This window comes from Anabaena sp. PCC 7938 (assembly GCF_049315035.1).
Classification (GTDB): Bacteria; Cyanobacteriota; Cyanobacteriia; order Cyanobacteriales; family Nostocaceae; genus Anabaena; species Anabaena cylindrica.
The window spans coordinates 5,646,174-5,667,235 of the sequence record NZ_CP186034.1 but is presented as its reverse complement, the minus strand read 5'-3'; the positions used below and the strand labels follow the sequence as shown (position 1 = coordinate 5,667,235).

General features: G+C 39.2%; 23 protein-coding genes, 1 tRNA gene and 1 CRISPR repeat array (1 of these 25 only partly in view). Of the genes, 13 read left to right on the top strand and 11 right to left on the bottom strand.

The features are described 5' to 3' along the window. Window positions 1-86 precede the first annotated feature (86 nt). Complete coding sequence (locus ACOWPH_RS25275) at window positions 87-521, top strand: protease inhibitor I42 family protein (protein WP_015212872.1); 435 nt, start codon at window positions 87-89, stop codon at window positions 519-521. Here ACOWPH_RS25275 and map read toward each other — a convergent pair. Together map and ACOWPH_RS25265 are read right to left on the bottom strand one after the other, a co-directional pair. Beyond that, window positions 518-1,297: a type I methionyl aminopeptidase gene (gene map / locus ACOWPH_RS25270; RefSeq protein WP_015212871.1), complete on the bottom strand. Its 780-nt coding sequence runs from the start codon at window positions 1,295-1,297 to the stop codon at window positions 518-520. The two genes, ACOWPH_RS25275 and map, sit on opposite strands and share 4 nt — an antisense overlap. After that, entirely contained in the window at window positions 1,294-2,301 is a 1,008-nt protein-coding gene (locus tag ACOWPH_RS25265) for a Gfo/Idh/MocA family protein (RefSeq protein WP_015212870.1), read from the bottom strand. Before ACOWPH_RS25265 ends, map begins: the two co-directional genes overlap by 4 nt. A gap of 649 nt (window positions 2,302-2,950) precedes the next feature. On the opposite strand from ACOWPH_RS25265, the gene ACOWPH_RS25260 reads away from it, so the two are divergent. Beyond that, window positions 2,951-3,244 (top strand): ferredoxin, encoded by a 294-nt coding sequence (locus ACOWPH_RS25260; protein ID WP_015212869.1) that lies wholly within the window; start codon window positions 2,951-2,953, stop codon window positions 3,242-3,244. 38 nt (window positions 3,245-3,282) lie between these two features. Here ACOWPH_RS25260 and ACOWPH_RS25255 read toward each other — a convergent pair whose 3' ends face one another. Next, on the bottom strand, window positions 3,283-4,878 hold the full coding sequence (locus tag ACOWPH_RS25255; protein ID WP_242043089.1) for a SpoIID/LytB domain-containing protein: 1,596 nt from the start codon (window positions 4,876-4,878) through the stop codon (window positions 3,283-3,285). Window positions 4,879-5,064: 186 nt separating this feature from the next. Between ACOWPH_RS25255 and ACOWPH_RS25250 the strand changes: the two genes are divergently transcribed. The 4 genes from ACOWPH_RS25250 to ACOWPH_RS25235 all read left to right on the top strand — a co-directional run bounded on the left by ACOWPH_RS25250 (window position 5,065) and on the right by ACOWPH_RS25235 (window position 7,517). After that, window positions 5,065-5,328 (top strand): ParB N-terminal domain-containing protein, encoded by a 264-nt coding sequence (locus tag ACOWPH_RS25250; RefSeq protein WP_015212867.1) that lies wholly within the window; start codon window positions 5,065-5,067, stop codon window positions 5,326-5,328. Window positions 5,329-5,681: 353 nt separating this feature from the next. After that, window positions 5,682-6,170, top strand: a complete 489-nt coding sequence (locus ACOWPH_RS25245; RefSeq protein WP_015212866.1) for a Dps family protein — start codon at window positions 5,682-5,684, stop codon at window positions 6,168-6,170. A 50-nt stretch (window positions 6,171-6,220) separates the two neighbouring features. Beyond that, entirely contained in the window at window positions 6,221-6,880 is a 660-nt protein-coding gene (grpE, locus tag ACOWPH_RS25240; RefSeq protein WP_015212865.1) for a nucleotide exchange factor GrpE, read from the top strand. Window positions 6,881-7,190: 310 nt separating this feature from the next. Beyond that, window positions 7,191-7,517, top strand: a complete 327-nt coding sequence (locus ACOWPH_RS25235) for an STAS domain-containing protein (RefSeq protein ID WP_015212864.1) — start codon at window positions 7,191-7,193, stop codon at window positions 7,515-7,517. On the opposite strand, the gene ACOWPH_RS25230 is transcribed toward ACOWPH_RS25235, so the two are convergent. The 4 genes from ACOWPH_RS25230 to ACOWPH_RS25215 form a co-directional block, all read right to left on the bottom strand. Continuing rightward, complete coding sequence (locus tag ACOWPH_RS25230; protein ID WP_015212863.1) at window positions 7,514-8,650, bottom strand: PP2C family protein-serine/threonine phosphatase; 1,137 nt, start codon at window positions 8,648-8,650, stop codon at window positions 7,514-7,516. The genes ACOWPH_RS25235 and ACOWPH_RS25230 overlap by 4 nt on opposite strands. Before the next feature lie 252 nt (window positions 8,651-8,902). Beyond that, window positions 8,903-9,670: a DUF1350 family protein gene (locus ACOWPH_RS25225; protein WP_015212862.1), complete on the bottom strand. Its 768-nt coding sequence runs from the start codon at window positions 9,668-9,670 to the stop codon at window positions 8,903-8,905. 334 nt (window positions 9,671-10,004) lie between these two features. After that, entirely contained in the window at window positions 10,005-10,724 is a 720-nt protein-coding gene (locus ACOWPH_RS25220) for a hypothetical protein (protein ID WP_042465635.1), read from the bottom strand. 224 nt (window positions 10,725-10,948) lie between these two features. Continuing rightward, on the bottom strand, window positions 10,949-11,338 hold the full coding sequence (locus tag ACOWPH_RS25215; protein ID WP_015212860.1) for a hypothetical protein: 390 nt from the start codon (window positions 11,336-11,338) through the stop codon (window positions 10,949-10,951). Between the two features lie 272 nt (window positions 11,339-11,610). Here ACOWPH_RS25215 and ACOWPH_RS25210 point away from each other — a divergent pair, with 272 nt between their 5' ends. The 5 genes from ACOWPH_RS25210 (at window position 11,611) to ACOWPH_RS25190 (ending at window position 14,985) form a co-directional block, all read left to right on the top strand. After that, the gene (locus tag ACOWPH_RS25210; RefSeq protein ID WP_015212859.1) at window positions 11,611-11,979 is read left to right on the top strand and encodes a hypothetical protein; all 369 of its coding nucleotides are present in this window, start codon (window positions 11,611-11,613) and stop codon (window positions 11,977-11,979) included. A gap of 70 nt (window positions 11,980-12,049) precedes the next feature. After that, window positions 12,050-12,406, top strand: coding sequence for a YtxH domain-containing protein (locus ACOWPH_RS25205; RefSeq protein ID WP_015212858.1), 357 nt, complete (start codon window positions 12,050-12,052; stop codon window positions 12,404-12,406). An 87-nt stretch (window positions 12,407-12,493) separates the two neighbouring features. Next, entirely contained in the window at window positions 12,494-13,072 is a 579-nt protein-coding gene (locus tag ACOWPH_RS25200; RefSeq protein ID WP_042464520.1) for a DUF948 domain-containing protein, read from the top strand. Window positions 13,073-13,439: 367 nt separating this feature from the next. After that, window positions 13,440-14,249, top strand: coding sequence for a TPM domain-containing protein (locus ACOWPH_RS25195; RefSeq protein ID WP_015212856.1), 810 nt, complete (start codon window positions 13,440-13,442; stop codon window positions 14,247-14,249). A 106-nt stretch (window positions 14,250-14,355) separates the two neighbouring features. Next, window positions 14,356-14,985, top strand: a complete 630-nt coding sequence (locus ACOWPH_RS25190; protein ID WP_015212855.1) for a precorrin-8X methylmutase — start codon at window positions 14,356-14,358, stop codon at window positions 14,983-14,985. Between the two features lie 26 nt (window positions 14,986-15,011). Here ACOWPH_RS25190 and ACOWPH_RS25185 read toward each other — a convergent pair whose 3' ends face one another. The 4 genes from ACOWPH_RS25185 to ACOWPH_RS25170 all read right to left on the bottom strand — a co-directional run bounded on the left by ACOWPH_RS25185 (window position 15,012) and on the right by ACOWPH_RS25170 (window position 19,675). After that, window positions 15,012-15,719, bottom strand: coding sequence for a hypothetical protein (locus tag ACOWPH_RS25185; RefSeq protein ID WP_015212854.1), 708 nt, complete (start codon window positions 15,717-15,719; stop codon window positions 15,012-15,014). Window positions 15,720-15,850: 131 nt separating this feature from the next. After that, complete coding sequence (dapB, locus tag ACOWPH_RS25180; protein WP_015212853.1) at window positions 15,851-16,687, bottom strand: 4-hydroxy-tetrahydrodipicolinate reductase; 837 nt, start codon at window positions 16,685-16,687, stop codon at window positions 15,851-15,853. Window positions 16,688-16,843: 156 nt separating this feature from the next. Next, window positions 16,844-17,563 carry a DMT family transporter gene (locus ACOWPH_RS25175; RefSeq protein WP_422665633.1) on the bottom strand — a complete coding sequence of 240 codons (720 nt, stop codon included), beginning with the start codon at window positions 17,561-17,563 and terminating at the stop codon, window positions 16,844-16,846. Window positions 17,564-18,493: 930 nt separating this feature from the next. Then, window positions 18,494-19,675: an RtcB family protein gene (locus ACOWPH_RS25170; RefSeq protein ID WP_015212851.1), complete on the bottom strand. Its 1,182-nt coding sequence runs from the start codon at window positions 19,673-19,675 to the stop codon at window positions 18,494-18,496. Window positions 19,676-19,882: 207 nt separating this feature from the next. Between ACOWPH_RS25170 and ACOWPH_RS25165 the strand changes: the two genes are divergently transcribed. After that, the gene (locus tag ACOWPH_RS25165) at window positions 19,883-20,632 is read left to right on the top strand and encodes an HAD family hydrolase (RefSeq protein ID WP_015212850.1); all 750 of its coding nucleotides are present in this window, start codon (window positions 19,883-19,885) and stop codon (window positions 20,630-20,632) included. A gap of 42 nt (window positions 20,633-20,674) precedes the next feature. Beyond that, window positions 20,675-20,747 (top strand) — tRNA-Ala (locus tag ACOWPH_RS25160). Window positions 20,748-21,034: 287 nt separating this feature from the next. Next, window positions 21,035-21,062: a CRISPR direct-repeat array (repeat unit 37 nt) (it continues 387 nt past the right edge of the window).

Below are 21,062 nucleotides of genomic sequence, written 5' to 3'. Positions count from 1 at the left end.
AGGTACAGTTTTAATTTTGCCAAGCCTCTAGGCAGGAAAACTACAGACTTGGCAATTAATTACCCAGGTTAAACTTAGAATTTTTTATGTTTTTACCCCAACGAATTTTACCTATATTTTTCATAGGTTTTTGTTTGCTTGCTACCTTGAATATCGTCTTACAAGTAAGTGCGAATTCTAATATTTCTATGTCAAATTCTGAAGCAACTGTTAATGATACCAACAATAATGGTCAAATCATTCTTGAAAAAGATAGTGTTCTAATTGTCAAATTGTTAGCAACCCCAGGGACAGGCTACAGTTGGCAGATGATTAAAAATGATCCTGATAAGCTCAAACCTTTGGGAGATTCAGTATTAGAACCATTAACAGATCAAGCCCCAGGAGCATCAGAAAATCAAGTTTTCCGATTCTCAGCCCAAAGTTCGGGTTCAACTGTGTTAGAACTGCACTATTTACGTCCCTGGGAAAAGAATATTCCTCCTTTAAAAACCTATCAAATTAACGTCCAGATTCGTTAAAGATACGTTGAGCTTTCGGGTAAAGTCAGGATTTCTACACCATCTTCTGTGACTGCTATAGTATGCTCAAATTGAGCGGAAAGTTTGCGATCGCGCGTTACCGCAGTCCAACCATCATTTAACATCTCTACTTCATAGGTTCCTTCATTAATCATCGGCTCAATGGTAAACACCATCCCCGGTCTCAAACGCTTACCTCTACCCCTAATGCCATAATGGGGAACATCTGGAGATGTGTGGAAAATATTACTAATACCATGTCCCACAAAATCCCGCACCACAGAAAAGCCATGCGCCTCAGCATACTCTTGAATAGCTGCGCCAATATCTCCAATCTTCGCATCTGGATTCACTTCCGCAATACCTAAGCGCAGACACTCTTCTGTTACTTCTACCAATTTTTGCACCTTGGGCGCAGATGCACCAACAATAAATGTCTTGGAAGTATCACCATGATAACCATCAACAATCGGTGTGACATCAATATTGATAATGTCACCTTCCCTCAAAATTTGTTTAGCATTGGGAATACCGTGACAGATCACCTCATTCACACTGGTACAAATCGACTTGGGAAAACCTTTGTAGTTCAGAGGGGCGCTTTTCGCACCGTGTGCTTGTGTCCACCGTTCAGCTTCATCATTGAGTTGGAGAGTAGTCACACCCGGTTTTACCAAAGGTTCTAAATGTTGTAAAAGTTGCGCGGCTAAACGTCCAGCCCGCCGCATTTTTTCTATTTCTCGCTGGGATAAAATAACTATTGGTGCAGTTTTCATGACTCTGTTGTTAAAAATATAGTTAAACCTGTTTCTGCGGCTTTCCGTGCAGCATCTGCTACCTTTAGCGTATATAAACTTTGCTCCGGGGTGACATACAAAGCAGTTCCATGAAAAAGATGATCTAATACCATATTCGTATCTTTAGCAAACAATCCCCGACGAGTACCCAGATCAATCAATGTTGTTTTCTCTGCCTGTACTAAAATTCCTGTGTCACCATCTAGAATTAACCCCCCTTTTGCACCGTTAATTTCAAATTTGCGTTCTGATTGCCACAGACTTTCACCTTTACCATAAATCACTTGGGCTAACAACCCACTGGTAAAGCACAATTGCACCACGCATAAGCAGGTTTGATAATAATCTGTTTCCGTCTCCCAATATCGCTGGTGACAATTCACGCTTAAGACTTCGCCAAACAAATCAGTCAGCCTATGTAAGCGAGAAAGAGCGCCAATTAAAGGAAAGCCGAAAAGCTCATGGTTATATGTCCACTTACGCGGTGCTGGATGTTGGGGGTTGACCGTGCTGTAGCGGACATAAAATAAATCACCCAGTTCGGCTAAATGTTGTTTTAAAGCTTCATGCCAGCCACCCAAAAGTTCAATATGTTCGACGTGCAGCAGTTTATTTTTCGCTTTGGCTAAAACGACTAGTTCTTCTGCTTCGTTGATATCCACAGATAGGGGATACTCAACAATTACGTGTTTGCCGCTAGAAAGGGCTGCATGAGCAATTTTACCATGATCACGATTCACCGTGGAGATGACAACTAAATCCAAATCTTCCCGTTCTACTAGTTCTTGCCAAGAATTGATCATCTGAGTTTGATATTCTTGAGCAAAAGCTGCTGTCTTTCCGGTAGTATGTCCAGAAATTGCGACTAAATGCGATCGCTCATCTTCCTGTAATGCTGTAGCCCTGAGTTTTGCCGCATACCCAGTACCCACTAAACCCACCCGCATAGTTCTATTAGCCAAGTGTGCATCAGAGTTATACATGATGTTCCGTAGTTCTATTTGTTGGGTTTTTGGCTGAACAAAGTTAATTTAGCCACTGTACAAGCACTCTTAACTTACTCATACAGTGCCATCAATGCCATAGGTATTCTATCAAAAAGCAAGTCTAAAGCATTTTTCAGAAATCCTGAGTGCTGAGTTATGAACTCAGTGACTTCTCTGCCAGATCTGCACTTAGCTGATAATTTCACTTTTTTACTCATAACTCGGTAATCGTTACTATCTGAGTTAGACATAAGATAATTTGTGGAGAACTCGTCCCCAGTAGGAGTTTCAAACCCTTATTCTCTCGCTCTTAAAAATCATAACTCCGTTCGCGTAGCGTCTCCGTTCGGCGAAGCCGTGCCGTAGGCATAGGAGAAACTCCGAACTCAGGTTCGTTACTGTTTTGATGCCTATAAAAGTTTTTTTGCCATCTATCTGGTCGAGGATTTTACATAAATAAAACTTATTAGTAACAAGTAACTAAATTTCATTACTAATCGTGGTCAATTTTCGGTTACAACGTTTAATTTTTCCCGTAGTATCAGAATTAAAGCAAATAGAAATCAGCAGCTAATCCCATAAGACTAGCTGTAGGCTTTGCTTTAAGATAACTTATACTGCCGTTTTTACAAGAGAGGATTACTCAATGGCTACTTACACCGTAATACTGAAAACTCCCGACGGTGAACAAACGATTGAATGTGGTGATGATACCTATATTTTAGATGCTGCTGAAGAAGCAGGTCTTGATTTACCATACTCCTGTCGTGCTGGTGCTTGCTCCACCTGTGCAGGTAAAATAATCTCTGGTACAGTTGACCAATCTGATCAATCATTTTTAGATGATGATCAGATTGAAGCTCAATATGTATTGACCTGTGTGGCTTACCCAACTTCTAACGTAACCATCGAAACCCACAAAGAAGAAGACCTTTACTAAAAGTATTGACATCATCCCCCCGCTATCATGCTTGCGCGTTATAGTGGGGGTTTAATTTCGTTGCCGAGCATTTTTAGTTGTGTGCCAGGATAATAGAACTGGAGAATTTTGGTACTTGACCAACCTAGTTTGGCTAAATTTTGAGCTCCTGTTTGACTCAAGCCAACACCATGTCCTAGTCCACCACCGATAAAGGCATACCCCCAAATATCTGGTTTACCTTTGTTGATAGGTTGCAGATAAAATAGTGTACTGCGGGGTGCGGCAAAGGCACTGCGAACTTCATCTTTGTGCAGTGTAAAAACGCCGATATCTGTTTTTATAGCCAGATCCAAAATCCTTCCACTTTCGCTCCGCTTGGTTATTGCTATGGCCTCAATAGTTTTAAATTTGGCATAGGGACTCTTTTTCACCAGCAAAAATTTCTGCAAATCCTTAGTAATATCTTCTAGGCTGGTTTGCTTATTCCAGCGGAACACATCCCAGGTGCTTTCATTAAATCCTTGTTCCAGGTTAATAAACTGCCGGAAGTTGTTTTCGTCGGCTAAACTCTTCTCAGTCAAAGGCCAAATATTTGTAGCTGCATCTACTACTGGGCGTAGGTAAGGACGATCTTCTCCATTCCAAACATCGCTAAATGAAGCAGTCACGCCACCTGTGGTAGAAGAATAGAGTGCGTCTACTAACTCGTTATTATAAGTTAGTACCATTCCCCTCGTCGCCGCGATCGCTTGATCGGTTGTCTTAGCCACTCCATTCAACCCATCATAAACCTGGCAGTGAGTATCAGCACACAATTGGTAATCATCAATAGCAAACCTGCGTAAATTCCTCAGAGCATAGGTACGAGCAATAATTGCCTGTGATTCTAAAGATGTTTTGGGCGCACTTGTGCCAATTTCATAAGGCAAAACCCCACGCAAATAAGTTTCTAACGGCACTTTATTTACTAATGAGTAAGTACCATAGGCATTGGGTTGTAATTTCATCCGTCCAGCATAAAGACGCGTATTCCCGCTTTTTTGATCTTTTTTGACCCGGATCAGGTTTTTGTCGGTGCTAATTTCCAGATCATTCTGGCTATATCGTTTGTCATTTACTACCCAACTCACTCGCGGTACTTGTTTGCGAATCTGGGTATCTAAATAGGGCAGTTTTTGTCCTGAAGTTTGTATACTTTGCAATAGCAAACGTCTTACTAAAGGGGTGCTGTAAACATCTCGTTTAGCCCATACTTGCCAGCGTTCTGGTTGAGCTATTTCTACCTCTAGTCCCTGGGAACGCCAGTTGTTAGCGCTGTCTTCTGCTGTTTCAAAGGTACGGAAATTACCTAAAACAACTACTTCGTCAATTTTTGGTTGAGGTAAGGTTTCTATGACTGTTTCTAGTTGGATGGGGTTAGCAGTGACTAGTGTTTGCTGCTGATTCCCCTCTTTCCATTTGAGCTTAATGCGATCGCCTTTCGTCGGTGTCAACTCTAGTTTAGCCGTGGGTGTCGCTCCAAATCGTTGGACAATCCCAATTTTTAGCTCCACATCTTGATTATTGTTCACAGGACTTGATGCAGCAGCCAGTCCCAATAAACAAAAGGTTGTCAGTATCTTGTAGGAAGAACGCCAAAAAAAGATTTTCATGAAAACTCTATTTTGCTCCCATAGTGAAGCTTCGGGGCAGGTTGGAATTTGCTTTATAACGCTTTTATTGTATTGCACACTCAATACCATAATATCATTTACTAGTTTTACGTCAAATACTTGCAAGTTAAAGTCATAACGACTATGATTTATTTACGGACATAAAACAAAACAGCGAAATTGCTTATGGTGAGAATTCAAGAAATTCCCTTAAATCAAATTCAGCGGCCATTACCACGTCAGAATGATCCCCAAAAGGTAAAATCCTTAATGGCATCAATTGCTGAAATTGGACAGCAAGAACCAATAGATGTCCTAGAAGTAGAAGGACGTTATTATGGCTTTTCTGGTTGCCATCGTTATGAAGCTTGCCAAAGTCTAGGCAAAGAAACCATTTTAGCCAGAGTCAGAAAAGCTACTCCCAGTGTTCTCAAAATGCACTTAGCTTAAAAAGTTGCCAGCATATACAGCAGGAGTCAGGATTCAGGATTCAGGAGTGAAACTGGCTTTGTATATAGGTTTCAATTTTGATGCTGTACCGTATGGCTACGCCACGCAAGCTATCGGCTGATGCCCACGGCGAAGCCTCATTGATCTGCAATCCGCTGTATCTCATAATTAAACGTATTGAGTCAGAAAAGTAGATATTGCAATATAGCAATTCCCAATCTCATGAAATACACCCCACCCGCGCTGTCGCGCACCCTCCCCTTGGTAAGGAGTAATTTTGTATCTAACTAGAGTGGGAAAGGCTATATATCTGTACATAGTTTGATTTGATTAATTATTTGGAGCAAAAAATTATGTCATCTTCAGCAACAAAAAATATCAATATCGGTATTGATGACGTTAGTAGAGCCAAAATTGCCGAAGGTTTATCTCGCTTATTGGCTGACACCTATTCACTGTACCTGAAAACTCATAATTTTCATTGGAACGTCACAGGGCCAATGTTTCAAACCTTACATCTCATGTTTGAGACACAGTATACCGAACTAGCTTTAGCCGTTGATTTAATTGCCGAAAGAATTCGAGCATTAGGCTATCCCGCACCAGGAACTTATAGCGAATATGCCAAACTGAGTTCTATTCCTGAAACTCCAGGAGTTCCTAAAGCTCAAGAAATGATTCACCTATTAGTAGAAGGACAAGAAGCTATAGTCAGAACTGCACGATCTATCCTCCCATTGGTAGATGACGTAAATGACGAACCTAGTGCAGATTTGTTAACTCAAAGAATGCAGGTGCATGAAAAAACAGCTTGGATGTTGAGAAGTTTGCTCGAAGAATAAAATATAATAATGGGGTATAATAGATAACAATGCCTTATACCCCATGCCTTATGCCAAATGATGACTTTACCCAAAATTTGCAAAGTTTAATGCAACGGGTAGGTATTTCTAGTTTTAAATCTCTCAGTCGTGCTGCTGGTGTTTCCGAGCGGCAAATTGTGCAATTACGACGGGGAAAGCTGGAGCAAATGCGAGTTGGGGTGCTGCTAAAGCTATCAAAAATCTTACAGCTATCATTAAGTGAATTAGCAGCAACTTTTTCTGATGTCAGTTCCACGGTTAACAATCAGTACGCGGATACTGATACAAAATTATTACAAGAAATTGCTGATTTAAAAGGTGAGTATCAGCGACTTGTACTGAAACTGGAACAACAGCGCGAGTTGTTACAGCAAGAGTTTCAGGAATCAAGTTTGCAAATGTTGGAGTCTTTATTATTGTTCTGGCCTACAGCAGCACAGAAAGCAAAGGATAACCCCCAGCTAGAAGCTATCAAAATGCTACCTTTGGTGCAGAAGCCTCTTGATCGATTATTGCAAGCTTGGGGGGTGGAAGCGATCGCTACTGTAGGCGCAGAAATACCCTATAATCCCCAACTACATCAATTATTGGAGGGAACAGCAGAACATGGCGAAATAGTGAAAGTGTGTTATATTGGATACCGTCATGCTGGCAAGCTGCTGAATCGAGCGAAGGTAATCCGGCTATAGTTTAGCGATTCTCTGATGTCGATATTCATTAAGTCAAATTGATTAAATAATGATTCAATATTAACTGCTCATTTATGCTCAATTAATTAATATCAAAAACTGGGTAATTATAAGTTTATATTTAACAATTTTGTATAAACTTTTAACCAAAAAATCCAACTTATTGATTGGCTAATTTATAATTAGCAAACTATTATTTTCATCACGAAAAATTTATGCAGTTTAGATAAATAGTATTTTTTAAATTTCCTATTTTGGTATATACTAGCTACAACAGAACATCATTGACATCAATCAGAGTAACCTAATTATGAGTCAGCAGGTGAAAGTTCTTACACTCAAAAAAAATTTAAATGCTGAAACTTCATCAGAATTTCAGCAAGATATTGCCCAAATTCTAGAAAGTGGCGTAAAAACTGTATTAGTTGATTGTCAAAATATCACATTTCTAGATAGTTCTGGGCTAGGCTCTCTAGTTTTGGCTTTTAAAACACTACGAGATGGTGGCACTAAAATGGTTCTCTGTTCAATTAATGAACAAGTGAGGATGATATTTGAATTGACTAGTATGAACGAGATATTTGAAATCTTTCCCAGTCAAGATGCCTTTAATCAAATTCTACTCACCAAAAATTAATCGAACTTAATTTGTAAAATAGATAAATCGTCATCAAAGGCTTCTTTGGAGTTTAAATTGATGAGATAATTCAGTACATGATCAAGTTGGCAATCAACTGAATGCTGTAAACTAACCAGTAACTGAATCAATCCATCTAAACTCCAAAGAGTGCCATCTAATTTAGTAATCTCGTATGCACCATCGCTAAAAATATAAAGATGACTAAACTCATCTACATTACAATATCCATCAACATATTTTGCTTCAGGAAACATACCCACTGGCATACCTGGTGTTTTCAAAGTTTTTATTTCCATTGTGGTGGGAGACTTTCCAGATACTAATATTGCTGGTGGATGTCCAGCACTTGCATAAACTAACTGACGACTAATTCGGTTATAAACACCGTACCAAATAGTAAAATATTTATCATTTTGATAATTGATCTGGAAAGTATCATTTAAAGCTGTTAACACATGACTAGGTTGATAGTAATCCAGACCTTTGAGCGCACGAGAGCGAAGTAGATTCAGTACAGAAATAGAGGGAAGAGTCGCTCTGAGTCCATGACCCGCAGTATCTAATAGATAAATTGCCAAAGAATCAGAATCAAGCCAGTAATAATCGAAGCAATCACCCCCTAATTGTCGTGAGGGAATAAAACGATAATTAATAGCCACAGGTGTAGATATAGGCAAAGGCAAAAGGGAGGTTACATATTCTGCTGCTTCTGCTAGTTCTGTTTCTAACAATAACTTTTGGGTTTGTATATCTCGGTTCAATTGATGTAAGCGTAATCCTGCTCTTACCCTAGCTTGGAGTTCATTTTGCTCGATTGGTTTAGAAATAAAATCATCAGCACCAGCATCAAGTCCCTTAACCCGATCTGCAACTGAATCTAAGGATGTTAATAAAATAAAGAATGTAGTAGATAAATTAGGATCTTTCTTAATACGATTGCATACTTCTAGCCCATTTAAACCAGGCATCATCCAATCACAAATAATTAGGGCTGGAGGACAAGCAAGTGCTTGCAAAATTCCCTCCTGTCCATTACTGGCAGTGATTACCTGATAACCCTGTTTTTCTAACATCCTTTTTAGGAATATTTGTATTGAGTAGTCATCATCAATTACTAGAATTTGAAACATAATAAATGGTGTACACAATTAATATTTTATACAAAAATAAAAATACAGTGATGAGCAATTTGTTAGTAGTATTTTATGATTGTGACTACTAACCTGGTTGAGAAACTATTCATTTTTAATGATCTATGATAGTAGAATTCAGGAATTAGGAGCAAAAGCTTTATTGAGCATAAATTTGGGTTGGGATAAAATTTTAAAACTTATGTAACTGGAATAAGGCGTAATTTGCTCCCGTTTTGGATATAATTAAAATTATGTCTGTGATAGAGGGTTTAGCCAGAAAACTAGGGCTTTTTTAAGCTGATTTAAGTCTCGATATACTTCTTGTTTAAACCATTGTCCTAAAGCATCAAAAGGAGTAAAAGAAGTTCCTGTTTGCCATTTAATTTCTTGACCTAATGGTGTGGTGTGATTTCCAGATAAAGTTTGTGCAGTCACCATTTCTGGAAAGCGATTTTGTAAGATTTTGGTTATTGTTACTGATTGATCAAGATTATCATTGCTAAATTTTATGATTAAATTACGCCGGATATGATAAAGTTCTTGTACTAGTTGGTTGGTTTCTAAAGGTGTAGGTGTAAACTCAATTGCCAAGGTAGAATTTAATTGTTCTACTAGAGGAATAGCTTCCTTAGCAGTGTAGTTGTTAAAGGAAATGAGAATATTCCCAGCACGTTCCACTTTAAAAAGACTACCAATGAGCAAATGGAGTTTGCAACCCATACTGTGTCCAACACCATAGGTCGGGAGATATAGCTTGCGTATTTCACCAGAATCTTGCAAGCGTTCTAGGGTTCGTTCAAATTTAAGTAGTACAGATTGAGCGATCGCTCTGTGATCTAAAGTATTGACAAAAGGTGTAGCTATAACAACATACCCTTTAGCTGCCAACTCTTCTAATAACCAGCGGTAAGTGAGGTGGGGTGCAGTAGCGACAAATGCACCCCCCAAGAAATGGATGATACCGATGGGATTGCGGGGAATAATTACCCAGTTACCTCTGATTTCTTTCCAGTCCATGCCAATGTGCGAATGCCTACTTCATGTTCTTTAATGTTACTCTGTTCCTGCCAGAAGATTACCTAATCATGATGGAGAGGGCTTAATCTTCTAAAAATATAAATATATGGTTCGCCTCACCAAACAACTGTGCCGGCGCATACTAGACAAACAAAAACGGCAAAATTTTCACTAAAAACAGCAAATTAATTTCCTCTACAAATATGGTTAATGCTTATATTCTTATATAAAAGGATAAAGACAAAAAGTAACTTAGTCAGCAATGGACTAGAGATCAAGTAAATTGATTTGAAGAATTTCCGGATCTAGCAAAATTGTCTATGTATATTGAGTTTTAACCATGACTATGCAACCTCTTCATTTCATACTGCACATCTAAAGCAATTTGTAATGCTTCATTTAATAATCGACCATGCTCACTAGCTTGTTCAGTAACTTGCATGGATGTTAAAGTTGCTAAATTATTAGCAAATAAATCTGAATTATTGAGAATAAAATTTTTATTTTCCCGTAAAATCTTTTCTGTTTTTAAGGCGCGGATTAAATCAGATCTAGTAAGTTTTAGAGCTTCAATAACTTTCTCTCTTTGCTTTATAGCTACTTCTGGATTACCTGCTTCTTCTATTTGGTCATTAATATTTATAACTTTAATAACATCATTATATCTTTTCACATCATTGATTAAAATTTGTAGAGAATTGGTCATATGATTTTTCACAAATTCACGTTTATTTATCCAAAGCAAATATAATATAGTTTGGATGACACCTCCAACCCAAATACCAAACCCAAATAATAATATCCAAGATGGTGTTGTGATCCAAGTGGCAAATAATTTTATAAGAACATCAAATAAAAGGTATGTAAATGCAAAAATAGAACAGCTGATAAAAATTACAGTAGCACCCTCAGAACCTTTAATTTTATCTATTAAGTATTTCCCTAAGTTCTGAATATTATTCGTAATAATTATCAATTCATGATTAACAGGCAAATTAGTCAATTTTTGCAATTCATGATTAGTAATTTCCAATCCCTTTAAATCATCCCGCACAGCTTGCCAATCCTTCCTATCATAGTAATTTAATCTAATATAGCAATCAAATTTCGGGAATGGTAATTGGAATGGCATTTTGCCAAAACTTCATGTAATTTCGCTAAAATTGGCTAAAAAATTGATATTTATCCAATTTGTCGATTGTCCGCCCAGCAAAAATGATTGAGATTAGTTTAATACCTGGGATAGATGACAACAAACATTGCCGCTTGTGATTTAGTTTACCTTTGAATAAGAGTAAATAAATAGAATCCAGCAATAGTAAATATAAATAAAATAGTAGTAGAATATACTACTACGTCCCTCACTATAAATAATATCCAATCCTTTCTAAGTTCTTGTTTAAATTTTAGTTCTCTTAACTTGCGCTCAAGTTCCATATCTTCTTTCGCAGATAAATTGACAATCCCATTGGTATATATATCGTCAATGACTTCTGCTGTGCTACCGATGTCTTCTTCCCTATCAAAAGTTTCTATAAAGCCTTCTATTTGTTGATTTTCCTGGCTAGAAATAATTGGCAAATTGTCCTGAGTTAGGTTTTTGATTTCTTTTTTGATCACCTTTTTTACAATTTTGACGATTAACGATTCCAATCTTTTTTCTGTCATATGTGTGGAAATTGAATATTTTATAGTAGAATTACTTTTTAAGTGTAGTTTAACTCAATCTCAAACAACTGAAGTTGAGGCTACAGCAACAAAAAAATCATGTCAATCGTGAAAAAATAAACTCTCATAATTAGCAGAATATGTACTTGGAATATAAAAATTAAACTAGTTCTCAAGAAATTATAGATTATTACCCTGGTATTTTTTACCAGGAAAATATGCCAGTATGATTAAATCAGTGCCAAGTCACGCTCATTAGAGTAAAGGTAAAAATGGTAACTGTAGTAGTCCTGATTAATATCCTCATCTCCCTAATACTCCTCTATGTAGCTCGACTAATGTGGCGAATCAAGCAAAAGTTGGGAATCATTGCCGATAGCTTAAACAGCTATGAACGTGTTAGCCATGCAGTTTTGTATACAGCACCAGAAAATATTTATACAGGCCAGCAGGAAATTTACAACTTACGCCAAAAACACCAAAAGCTCAAACTGCAAGTTCAACAAGTCCAGCAAATTCTCAGCCTTGTCGTATTAGGCAGAAAAATGTGGCAGAGATTTTTTTGGCAGCCAGATTCTACCTCCAGAAATAAAAATAGTCCCACTTATCAGCTAATCAATCAAAGCAACTTCACAGACTGAATATATTGTCAGCAGAGATTAACTAGATCAAATCCCACCTAAAATGGGTGTAAGGAGAGAAACAATAAAGATGTCTAATAACCGTTCTGGATTATTTATTGGCGGTTTGATGCTGGGAGCTACTATCGGTGCTTTAACCGGCTTGCTTGCTGCTCCTCGCACAGGGCGCGAAACCCGTAAACTTTTAAAAAAATCTGCTGATGCTTTACCAGAATTAGCAGAGGATTTATCAACCAGTGTGCAAATTCAAGCAGATCGCCTTTCTGCCAGCGCACTGCGAAATTGGGATGACACTTTAGAGAGATTGCGGATAGCGATCGCTGCTGGTGTAGATGCTACACAACGCGAAAGCGAAGCCCTAAAACGGCAAAATCCTGCTGATCCTGAAAACACCGATTCTCTAACTCAGCATCTAGAACACTCTTGATACCCCCTACCTGAAGGATGGTTATGGCTTCCTAAGTCAACCATAACCTCAAGGTTTTTAGCTTACTTTAAGATAAACAGCATAACCGTGATTGACCCCCTGTTTTGGCTGGGAATGTCCACTTTCCTAGTCGCTGCTAGTCTAACTGCTGTCTTGGTGGCTTTGATACCCACCTTGCAAGAGTTAGCGCGCGCTGCTCGCAGTGCCGAAAAGTTCTTTGATACTCTCTCACGGGAGTTACCGCCCACTCTCAACGCCATCCGTAATACTAGTTTGGAACTGACAGACTTAACTGATGATGTTAGTGAAGGTGTCAAAAGCGCTAGTCAAGTTGTTAAACAAGTAGATCAAAGCCTAGATATTGCCAAAAAACAAGCTCATAATATTCAAATCAGCACACGCAGCCTCGCAGTAGGTGTTAAAGCTGCTTGGAAAACCTTCACGCGCCAAAAACCTGCTAGACGCAGCCCTGAACGCTTACCCATGAACGAAAAATCAGAGCTAACCCTGCGAGAGAGAGAAGCGTTGAGGCAAGAAAATAGGCGCACACAAACAGAATTATACCGCCCTAATCATAGTTACAGTGAAGCTATTAATTGGGAAAGTGATTTTAATGATGAAAATTTAATTTCAAAATCTGCACCTTCAGAAGATTGGTCTGATTGACAGGGATTGGGTATCAATACTTGTCGGTTAAGGCTAAAAAACGGAAATCCGTAGGTTGGATTGAGGAACGTTCACGAAGTGTGGCGTAGCCATAAACCAACATTTACAGGCATTTGTTGGGTTTCACTTTGTTCAACCCAACCTACAAAAATTCTTAACCGAACAGTATTGGATGGGAGAGGATATTATTTATCTGTCCCCTGCCTTCTGATCTCTATCTCTTCTCTGTCACCTGTTACCAATTACCCTTTGCGTAGATACCTTAGATTAGAGTAAAGTAAAGAAGTGTAAAGAAGTATCACTTTTCCCGTACTCTTTTAAAACAACTTGTTTCACTTCTGCCGTTAATATTCGTATAAAAAATTCCATGCAGCTTTGTTTTTGGCAACGATTTTTGGTATCCATTGCAGTATTGTGCTTCACTGCGTCAATTTGGGCGCTGCCATCTCCATCAGCCCTAGCTTATGAAAATCCTGATTTACTACCCAACATATTTACCCCAGTTGTCGATTTAGCGAAAACGCTTCCTGACCCCCAAGAAGAAAAGCTAGTCCAAGAATTAGAACAATTTGAAACAGATACTGGCTGGAAATTACGAGTATTAACCCAGTATGACCGCACTCCAGGTAGAGCAGTCATCAAATATTGGGGTTTGGATGACAAAAGCATTCTCTTAGTTGCTGATGCTCGTGGTGGCAACATTCTCAGTTTTAGTGTTGGCGATGCGGTTTATGAATTTTTACCCAGAACTTTCTGGATTGAATTGCAAACCCGTTTTGGTAACTTGTACTTTGTGCGAGAACAAGGGGAAGACCAAGCCATCCTGCAAGCTTTAGATTCAGTCAAAGGCTGTTTACTCAAAGGTGGTTGCAACGTCGTTCCTGGTCTACCAAGGGAACAATGGATACTTACGCTGATTACCTCCGCTATTGGTGGGGTGATTTGTGGTTTTGCTGCTCAACCTCGCAATAATAAACAAGTATTTGCTTGGCAATGGGCGTTAATTTTCTCACCTTTGTGGGGAATTTTATTTATTGCCTTCGGTATTGGCCCAGTAGTTACCCGCACAAGTGATTGGGTTCCTCTGGTTCGTAATATTTCGGCTTTTCTGATTGGTGTTTTGGTTGCTTACCTATCTCCAGGTTTCAGTCGTCCTTCTTCCAATACTGAGTCCTGAGTACCGAGTATTGAGTTAGGGAGTTCTTCGCCTGCCCCCTAGCTTCTTCCTTCTTCCTACCTTCTGATGATAAGCTGAAAGCTGATATGTGAGAAGCTTAACAGCGATGGAATGGCACGTAACTGATGCTCAAAGCTTGGCAATCATTGATAGTGAAATTGGCGATCATGTCTTTTCACCAGCAGAGTATGAAATAGTCCGGCGAGTAATATACGCCACGTCTGATTTTGAGTACAAGTCTTTGATTCGTTTTTCAGAACACGCTTTACAAGCAGGAGCAGCAGCACTAGCGGCACGTACCACAATTGTGGTAGATGCGCCTATGGTACAGGTCGGTATTGCCTATGAAATTCAAAACACCTTTGCCAACCCGGTGTATTGCAGTATGGAAGCGCTGACACGTCCACAAAAAGAAAAAACTCGTTCCGCTTGGGGAATTGAAACTCTTGCCAAGCGTTATCCAGAGGGAATCTTTGTTGTTGGTCAAGCCCAAACTGCGCTGACTGCATTGGTAGACTTGATTGAAGCTGAGGAAATTCGACCTGCTTTGATAATTGCAACTCCGGCAGGATTTATCAATGTGGATACTGATAAAGAACGTTTGCAAGAATCTTTAGTACCTTATATTACTATTGACAGTCGCAAGGGTAATGCAGTTGTGGCAGCTGCAATTGTCAATGGTTTGGTTGATTTAGCTTGGCAAGCCTACGGACAAGATAGGAATGGGGGAAGTTAGAAAAGATATGGGGAGATGGGGAGGAATTAATATTGATCATCCTCTCTGCTTCTCTGACTTTCTGGACGACGGCGACGACGAGGTTTTTCCTGTTGGTTTTCTCGTAAGCGAAGACTGACTTCATTAAATAAATCTTCTCGCACGTAGGGATAGTCACTGACCCATAGGTTACGACTGGGAATGTAGATGTTGCTAAATTCTTCGATGCTGCTTAAATCTGGGCGATTTGACATGACGATCATTTCTGCTATTTGACCACGTGCGATCGCTTTATGAGCAGGACGTAATGGGGCATCAAACTCGACAGTAAATCCTGTGTCATCGCCTATTTCTAAGTTAATCCGTTTTTCGCGGTTTTCGATAATTACCAAATCGCCTTTGTTATTGACGGTTTCTTGTTTACCAGTCAATTTGTCTGTAATCCACCAATCTAGGACTCGCCCACGAAAAAAGCCGCTGTATTTGTAACGACGGCATTTTGCATTGCGTGTACTAGCTTGAAATACGGGATACCAGAGCCAAAAAAAAGCACTAAATACCCCGAAGATAAATATTACACTAAAGTCCAACTTAAATAGGAGTTGTACTAGCAGAATCACAACTACGGACACTACAGAAATTAACAGCCTCTGCAAAAAACTGGCAGATTTGCCCCAATAGTACTTGTACTGCATCCCGGTAGCAATGAGGGGCATAATTTGTTCAAATTTTGACCGAGTTAGAGGAACTAACATGAGTTATGAGTGCTGAGTTGTGAGTAATGAGTTGTGAGTAATGAGTACCGAGTACCGAGTGCTGAGTTGTGAGTAATGAGTTAACTTCTTTATTCCTCCTGACTCCTGACTCCTGACTCCTGACTTCTTCTTTAAAGTATTTTTTCTAATCCATATACTAATGACTTTAACTGGTTTACTTTGCGAATTGCTAGTAAGACTCCGGGCATATAGCAGGAGCGATCGCTTGTATCATGACGTAATGTGTAAATTTGCCCTGCTGCGCCAAATATCACTTCCTGATGGGCAATTAGTCCTGGTAGGCGGATACTATGAATTCTAATCCCTTCATCGGCTAAAGAGCCTCTAGCACCTGGGATCTTTTCTGTTTCTTCGACTTGAGGCGGGTTAAAGGTTTTACCTAATTCTGCTAATAACTGCGCCGTTTGAATAGCTGTACCGCTTGGTGCGTCGGCTTTTTGGTTGTGATGCAGTTCGATAATTTCTACATGATCAAAATACTGGGAAGCGGTGACAGCAGCTTGTTGCAGCAATACCATACCAATGGAGAAATTAGGAATCAGCAAGCAACCTGTACTCGCTTTTTCGGCAAAGTCGGTCAAATTTTGAATTTGTTGAGGACTTAAACCTGTAGTTCCGACTACTGGACGAATACCATAAGCGATCGCACTTCGCACATTATCGTAAACTGCATCAGGATGGGTAAAATCTACCATTACCCCTGGTGCCATCTGCCTTTCACCTGCCACATAGCCTAACATCGGCTCTAATTGATTGGTAATTGGCACTTCCAACGGTTCGCTTAAACCGGCCAGTTCTCCTGCATCCTTATCTTGATGTTCTGGAGAGGTATCGAGAGCGCCCATTAAAATCATATCTGGTGCTTGAGCGATCGCTTTGATTACCTCACGTCCCATTTTGCCAGCTGCACCGTTGACAATTACAGGGATAGTAGATTGATTAGTCATACTTTAGATCAATGTGTTTCTAGTCATTTTACATCTTGCACTAGTCCCAACAACCGCTAAATCCCATAAGATAATTCAAGATTGCCAATTGTTTGATTTTTTACAATTAGCCAGCGAGATAACCAGCACGATAGATATGAGTTCGCTGACAGTAACCTATGTATCTAGCTGTAAATCTTGAGGCTTTTGGCTAAAAACTATTGCCGATAAAACAAAAGTTGCACCAATGAAACCACTTAGCCCAAGCTGTTCGCCAAGTATCAAAAATGAGAATATCGCTGAAAATATTGGCTCAAGTGTGTAGAGTAAAGCCGCTTCTTCAGACCGAATCCATTGTTGCGCTACTGTCTGAAGCCAGATCACTATGGCAGTTGCAACCAGCCCCAGGTAGAAAATTACCCCCCAGTTTTCATTGATAATATTCATCTCATCAATTAAGCTTGTGTTACTCCAGAGTGCGCCCAGTATTGCAATTACAAATAATTGGATGCTAGTAAGTGATAAAGATGGATGGCGTGGCGCTATTTGTTCTAAAATTAGAGTATAAACCGCATAAAGAACAGCATCACCTAGCATTAACAAATCACCAATTCCTAATACTCCCCCTCCCCAAAACATTACGCCAATACCAATAACAGCAAGTCCGGCAGAAAAGAAAGTTTTCCCAGGTAAGCGCCGACCAAAAAACGACCCCAGTAAAGGTACTAAAATTGCACTTAGGCTAACGATAAATGCTGCTCGGTTTGCATGAATGCTCTCAAGAGCAATTGTTTCAATAGCTAGATAGGCAAAAAATACGAGTCCTAGCAGTAAACCATCGCGTAATATCAGCTTGTTTAGACCACGCAAGTTGCCACTAAATAATAATGCAGCCACACAAAACCGCGTTGCAAATTAATACACTTGGTGAAAGGCTACCGACTGTTTTTTCAATCAGTGGAAAGGTTGTACCCCAAATGATGTTGATGATAACAAACAGTATGATTCCCTGAATCCGCAGGTGGTTTTGTGTAAGTTTTTGGGTGAAAATTTTGAGCCTTACAGCAGCTGTTACCCACTGGCTGAATATATTACTAAAAAACAAGATCATAGCGATCTACCAACTCTCTTCTCAATCACAGAGAATAGAGCAGGTAATATTTTTATCAACATTTTTATTTTCAAAAATTAAGTTTTATCATAATATAGTAAATACTAACTCAATACCTGTCATTTAACCTCAAAAAAATAAAATTACGCAGGTTGGGTTGAGAAACTAAACCCAACATTTACAAGCGTTTGTTGGTTTTCACTATCGTATCCTACGGGATCTTTCGACAACCCAACCTACAAAAATTATTAACCGAGCAGTATTGAATACTGACTAATTATTCTATAGCGGTTCTCAGTTGAATGAGATACAAGAACCCCACCCCCAAACCCCTCATCGCTTGCGGGGAGGGGGCTATGATGTATTTAATTCAAATGCATACCGTTATATAGCCTTTCCCAATCTAGTTAGATACAAAATTACCCCTCCCCAACCCTCCTCTTGGTAAGGGGAGGGTGCGCGACAGCGCGGGTGGGGTGTATTTCATGAGATTGGGAATTGCTATATCTATTCTACCTAATTTTTTAAACATCCTCTAAAATCTTTGATTTATTGGTATTAAATTAGAGGATGTTTTAACAGGGTTTTTCTATGTCATATTGTATCCCTGACAGAAGCATTAGCAATACGCAACGCAGCGGAGTTAAATATATCTGTATACAGACGAAACCCTAGATTTTAAGCGTTAGAAAAAGGTGGGCATTACCCACCTTTTTTTAGCCTTTAACACACATAACCTGTTTGAGTGTTGCCACTATTTCTACCAAATCAGCTTGATTTTCCATCACCTGTTCAATAGGTTTATAAGCACCAGGAATTTCATCTAAAACCCCTGTATCCTTGCGGCATTCTACACCCTGAGTTTGCTCAATTAAATCATCAAGTGTATAGACATTTTTGGCCTTGCTTCTGGACATTATACGCCCTGCACCATGACTACAGGAACAAAAACTATGAGCATTACCTTTACCTTTGACAATGAAAGATTTTGCTCCCATTGAACCAGGAATAATCCCATAATCTTCTGTTTGAGCGCGGACTGCACCTTTACGAGTTACATACACATCTTCGCCAAAATGTACTTCTTTTTCGGCGTAATTATGATGACAATTTACTTCTAATAAAGGTTTAGTCACTTTTCCACCTACTAGATGTTTTTCGACGATGCGTTTAAATCGTGCCATCATGACATCACGGTTAAAAAGTGCGTAATTTTGCGCCCATTGTAAGTCTTTCCAGTATGCCTGAAATTCTGGTGTACCAGCCACAAAGTAAGCTAAATCAGGATCAGGTAATTTTTCACCTGCCATTTTTGCTAATTCTTTGGCTGTATTAATATGGCATTGTGCTAGTTTATTCCCAATGTTGCGAGAACCGGAATGCAACATCAGCCAAACTTGGTTCTCTGTATCAAGACAAATCTCAATAAAGTGATTGCCTCCCCCCAGGGAACCCATTTGTTTCATGGCTTTGCTTTCTAAGTCTTGCACACCACGATGCAAGTCTTTAAAATCGCGCCAGCGTTGCCAGTTAGAAGCTGATTTTTCTACATCTTTGTTTTCATTGAATCCTGTAGGAATTGCGGCTTCAATATCTAGGCGAATTTTCTTGAGTTTACCTTCTAGTTGTTCACCTTTAAATTGTGTTTTAATGGCACTCATACCACAACCTAGATCTACGCCGACGGCAGCAGGAATAATGGTTTCTTTAGTGGCAATTACTGAACCAACTAAGGCTCCTTTGCCTAAGTGAACATCTGGCATTAGAGCAACGTGTTTAAACACAAATGGCAATGATGCTACATTCTTTGCCATCTTGATTTCATCTGAGCCTAATGGATGATTTGCCCAAGATAAAACGGGTGATGGAGTGTTAATTCCTAATTGTTCGTAGGGCATAATTTGAATTTTTAAGAGGAATTGTAAACATAACAGTCTATATTGCTAGTATAGATTTAGACATAGAATTTAATAGCCTTCATGAGCTTGTATTATAAATGTAATACATAGGTAATGTATTTGTCAACCTAATGCTGACATTAACGAACACCAAAATGGATAATAATAATTTGCAGGATATTGCTTCCCCAGGTTTGGCATAGTGGCATGAGTTTAAAGGCAGTTTTGTTTGATTTTAATGGTGTGATCATTAAGGATGAACCAATTCACCTACAACTGATTGATGAAATTCTGATTCAAGAGAATATTCAACCTCAGCGGGTAAATGAACGTCAAGCTTCTCTTGGACGAAGTGATGCTTGTGGTAAGCAAAGCTATCGCGATTATTTTCAAGATCTGCTGAAAAATCGTGGGAGGGTGATTACGGAAGAGTATTTAAGTGATTTGCTCAACCGTAAAGCGCAAGCTTATGTGTTGGAATTGGAGAAGCTAGAAAAATTGCCTTTGTATGCTGGTGTAGATGATTTAATTTTTCAGGCGCGATCGCACAATATTAAACTAGGGTTGGTTAGTGACTCTCTTCTACAAGAAATACAATTAGTGCTAGAACGTGCCAAACTGACTGAATATTTTCAAATTATTGTCACCGGGGATGACATCGCTACCAGTAAACCCCAACCAGAAGGTTATTTATTAGCGGTAGAAAAACTTAATCAAGCTTATCCAGATTTGAATTTGCAACCCCAGGAATGTTTAGCAATTGAAGATACTCCTGCGGGTATTCAAGCTGCAAAACGCGCTCAGATGCAAGTTGTGGGAGTTGCTAATACCTATCCCTTCCATATGCTTCAGCGTCAAGCTAACTGGACAGTAGATTATCTGACTGATTTGGAATTAGACCGGGTACAGGAAGTTTTTTTGCAAAAAGAGGTGAAAACTACCCTGCCTGAGTGTTAACATATAGTACGGCTGTCTGAGTTAGTAACTTGAGACTAGCAAGGGGAATTAGCTCAGTTGGTAGAGTGCTGCGATCGCACCGCAGAGGTCAGGGGTTCGAGTCTCCTATTCTCCATTATATATGTACATTCGCAAATTAAATGTCGCTTTTCGCAATTTAGTGTCGTTATTCGCAAATTAATGTCGTGGTGGTTGTTTTTCAGAGTCAATTTAATTATTCTAAGTTTTCGCAAATTAATGTCGCATGAACTTAACATTTACTATACAATAAATTATTGCTGCAAGGGCATTATTGGATTATTGATATGTGTTCGATCGCAGCACTCCTTTCAACCCTCCCATGATCATTTCTATTTTGCAACCATTTTATTTTAATGGTTAACGCAAGTAAATTCTAGTTATCTTTCAACCCACCCCTAGTCGGGATGGT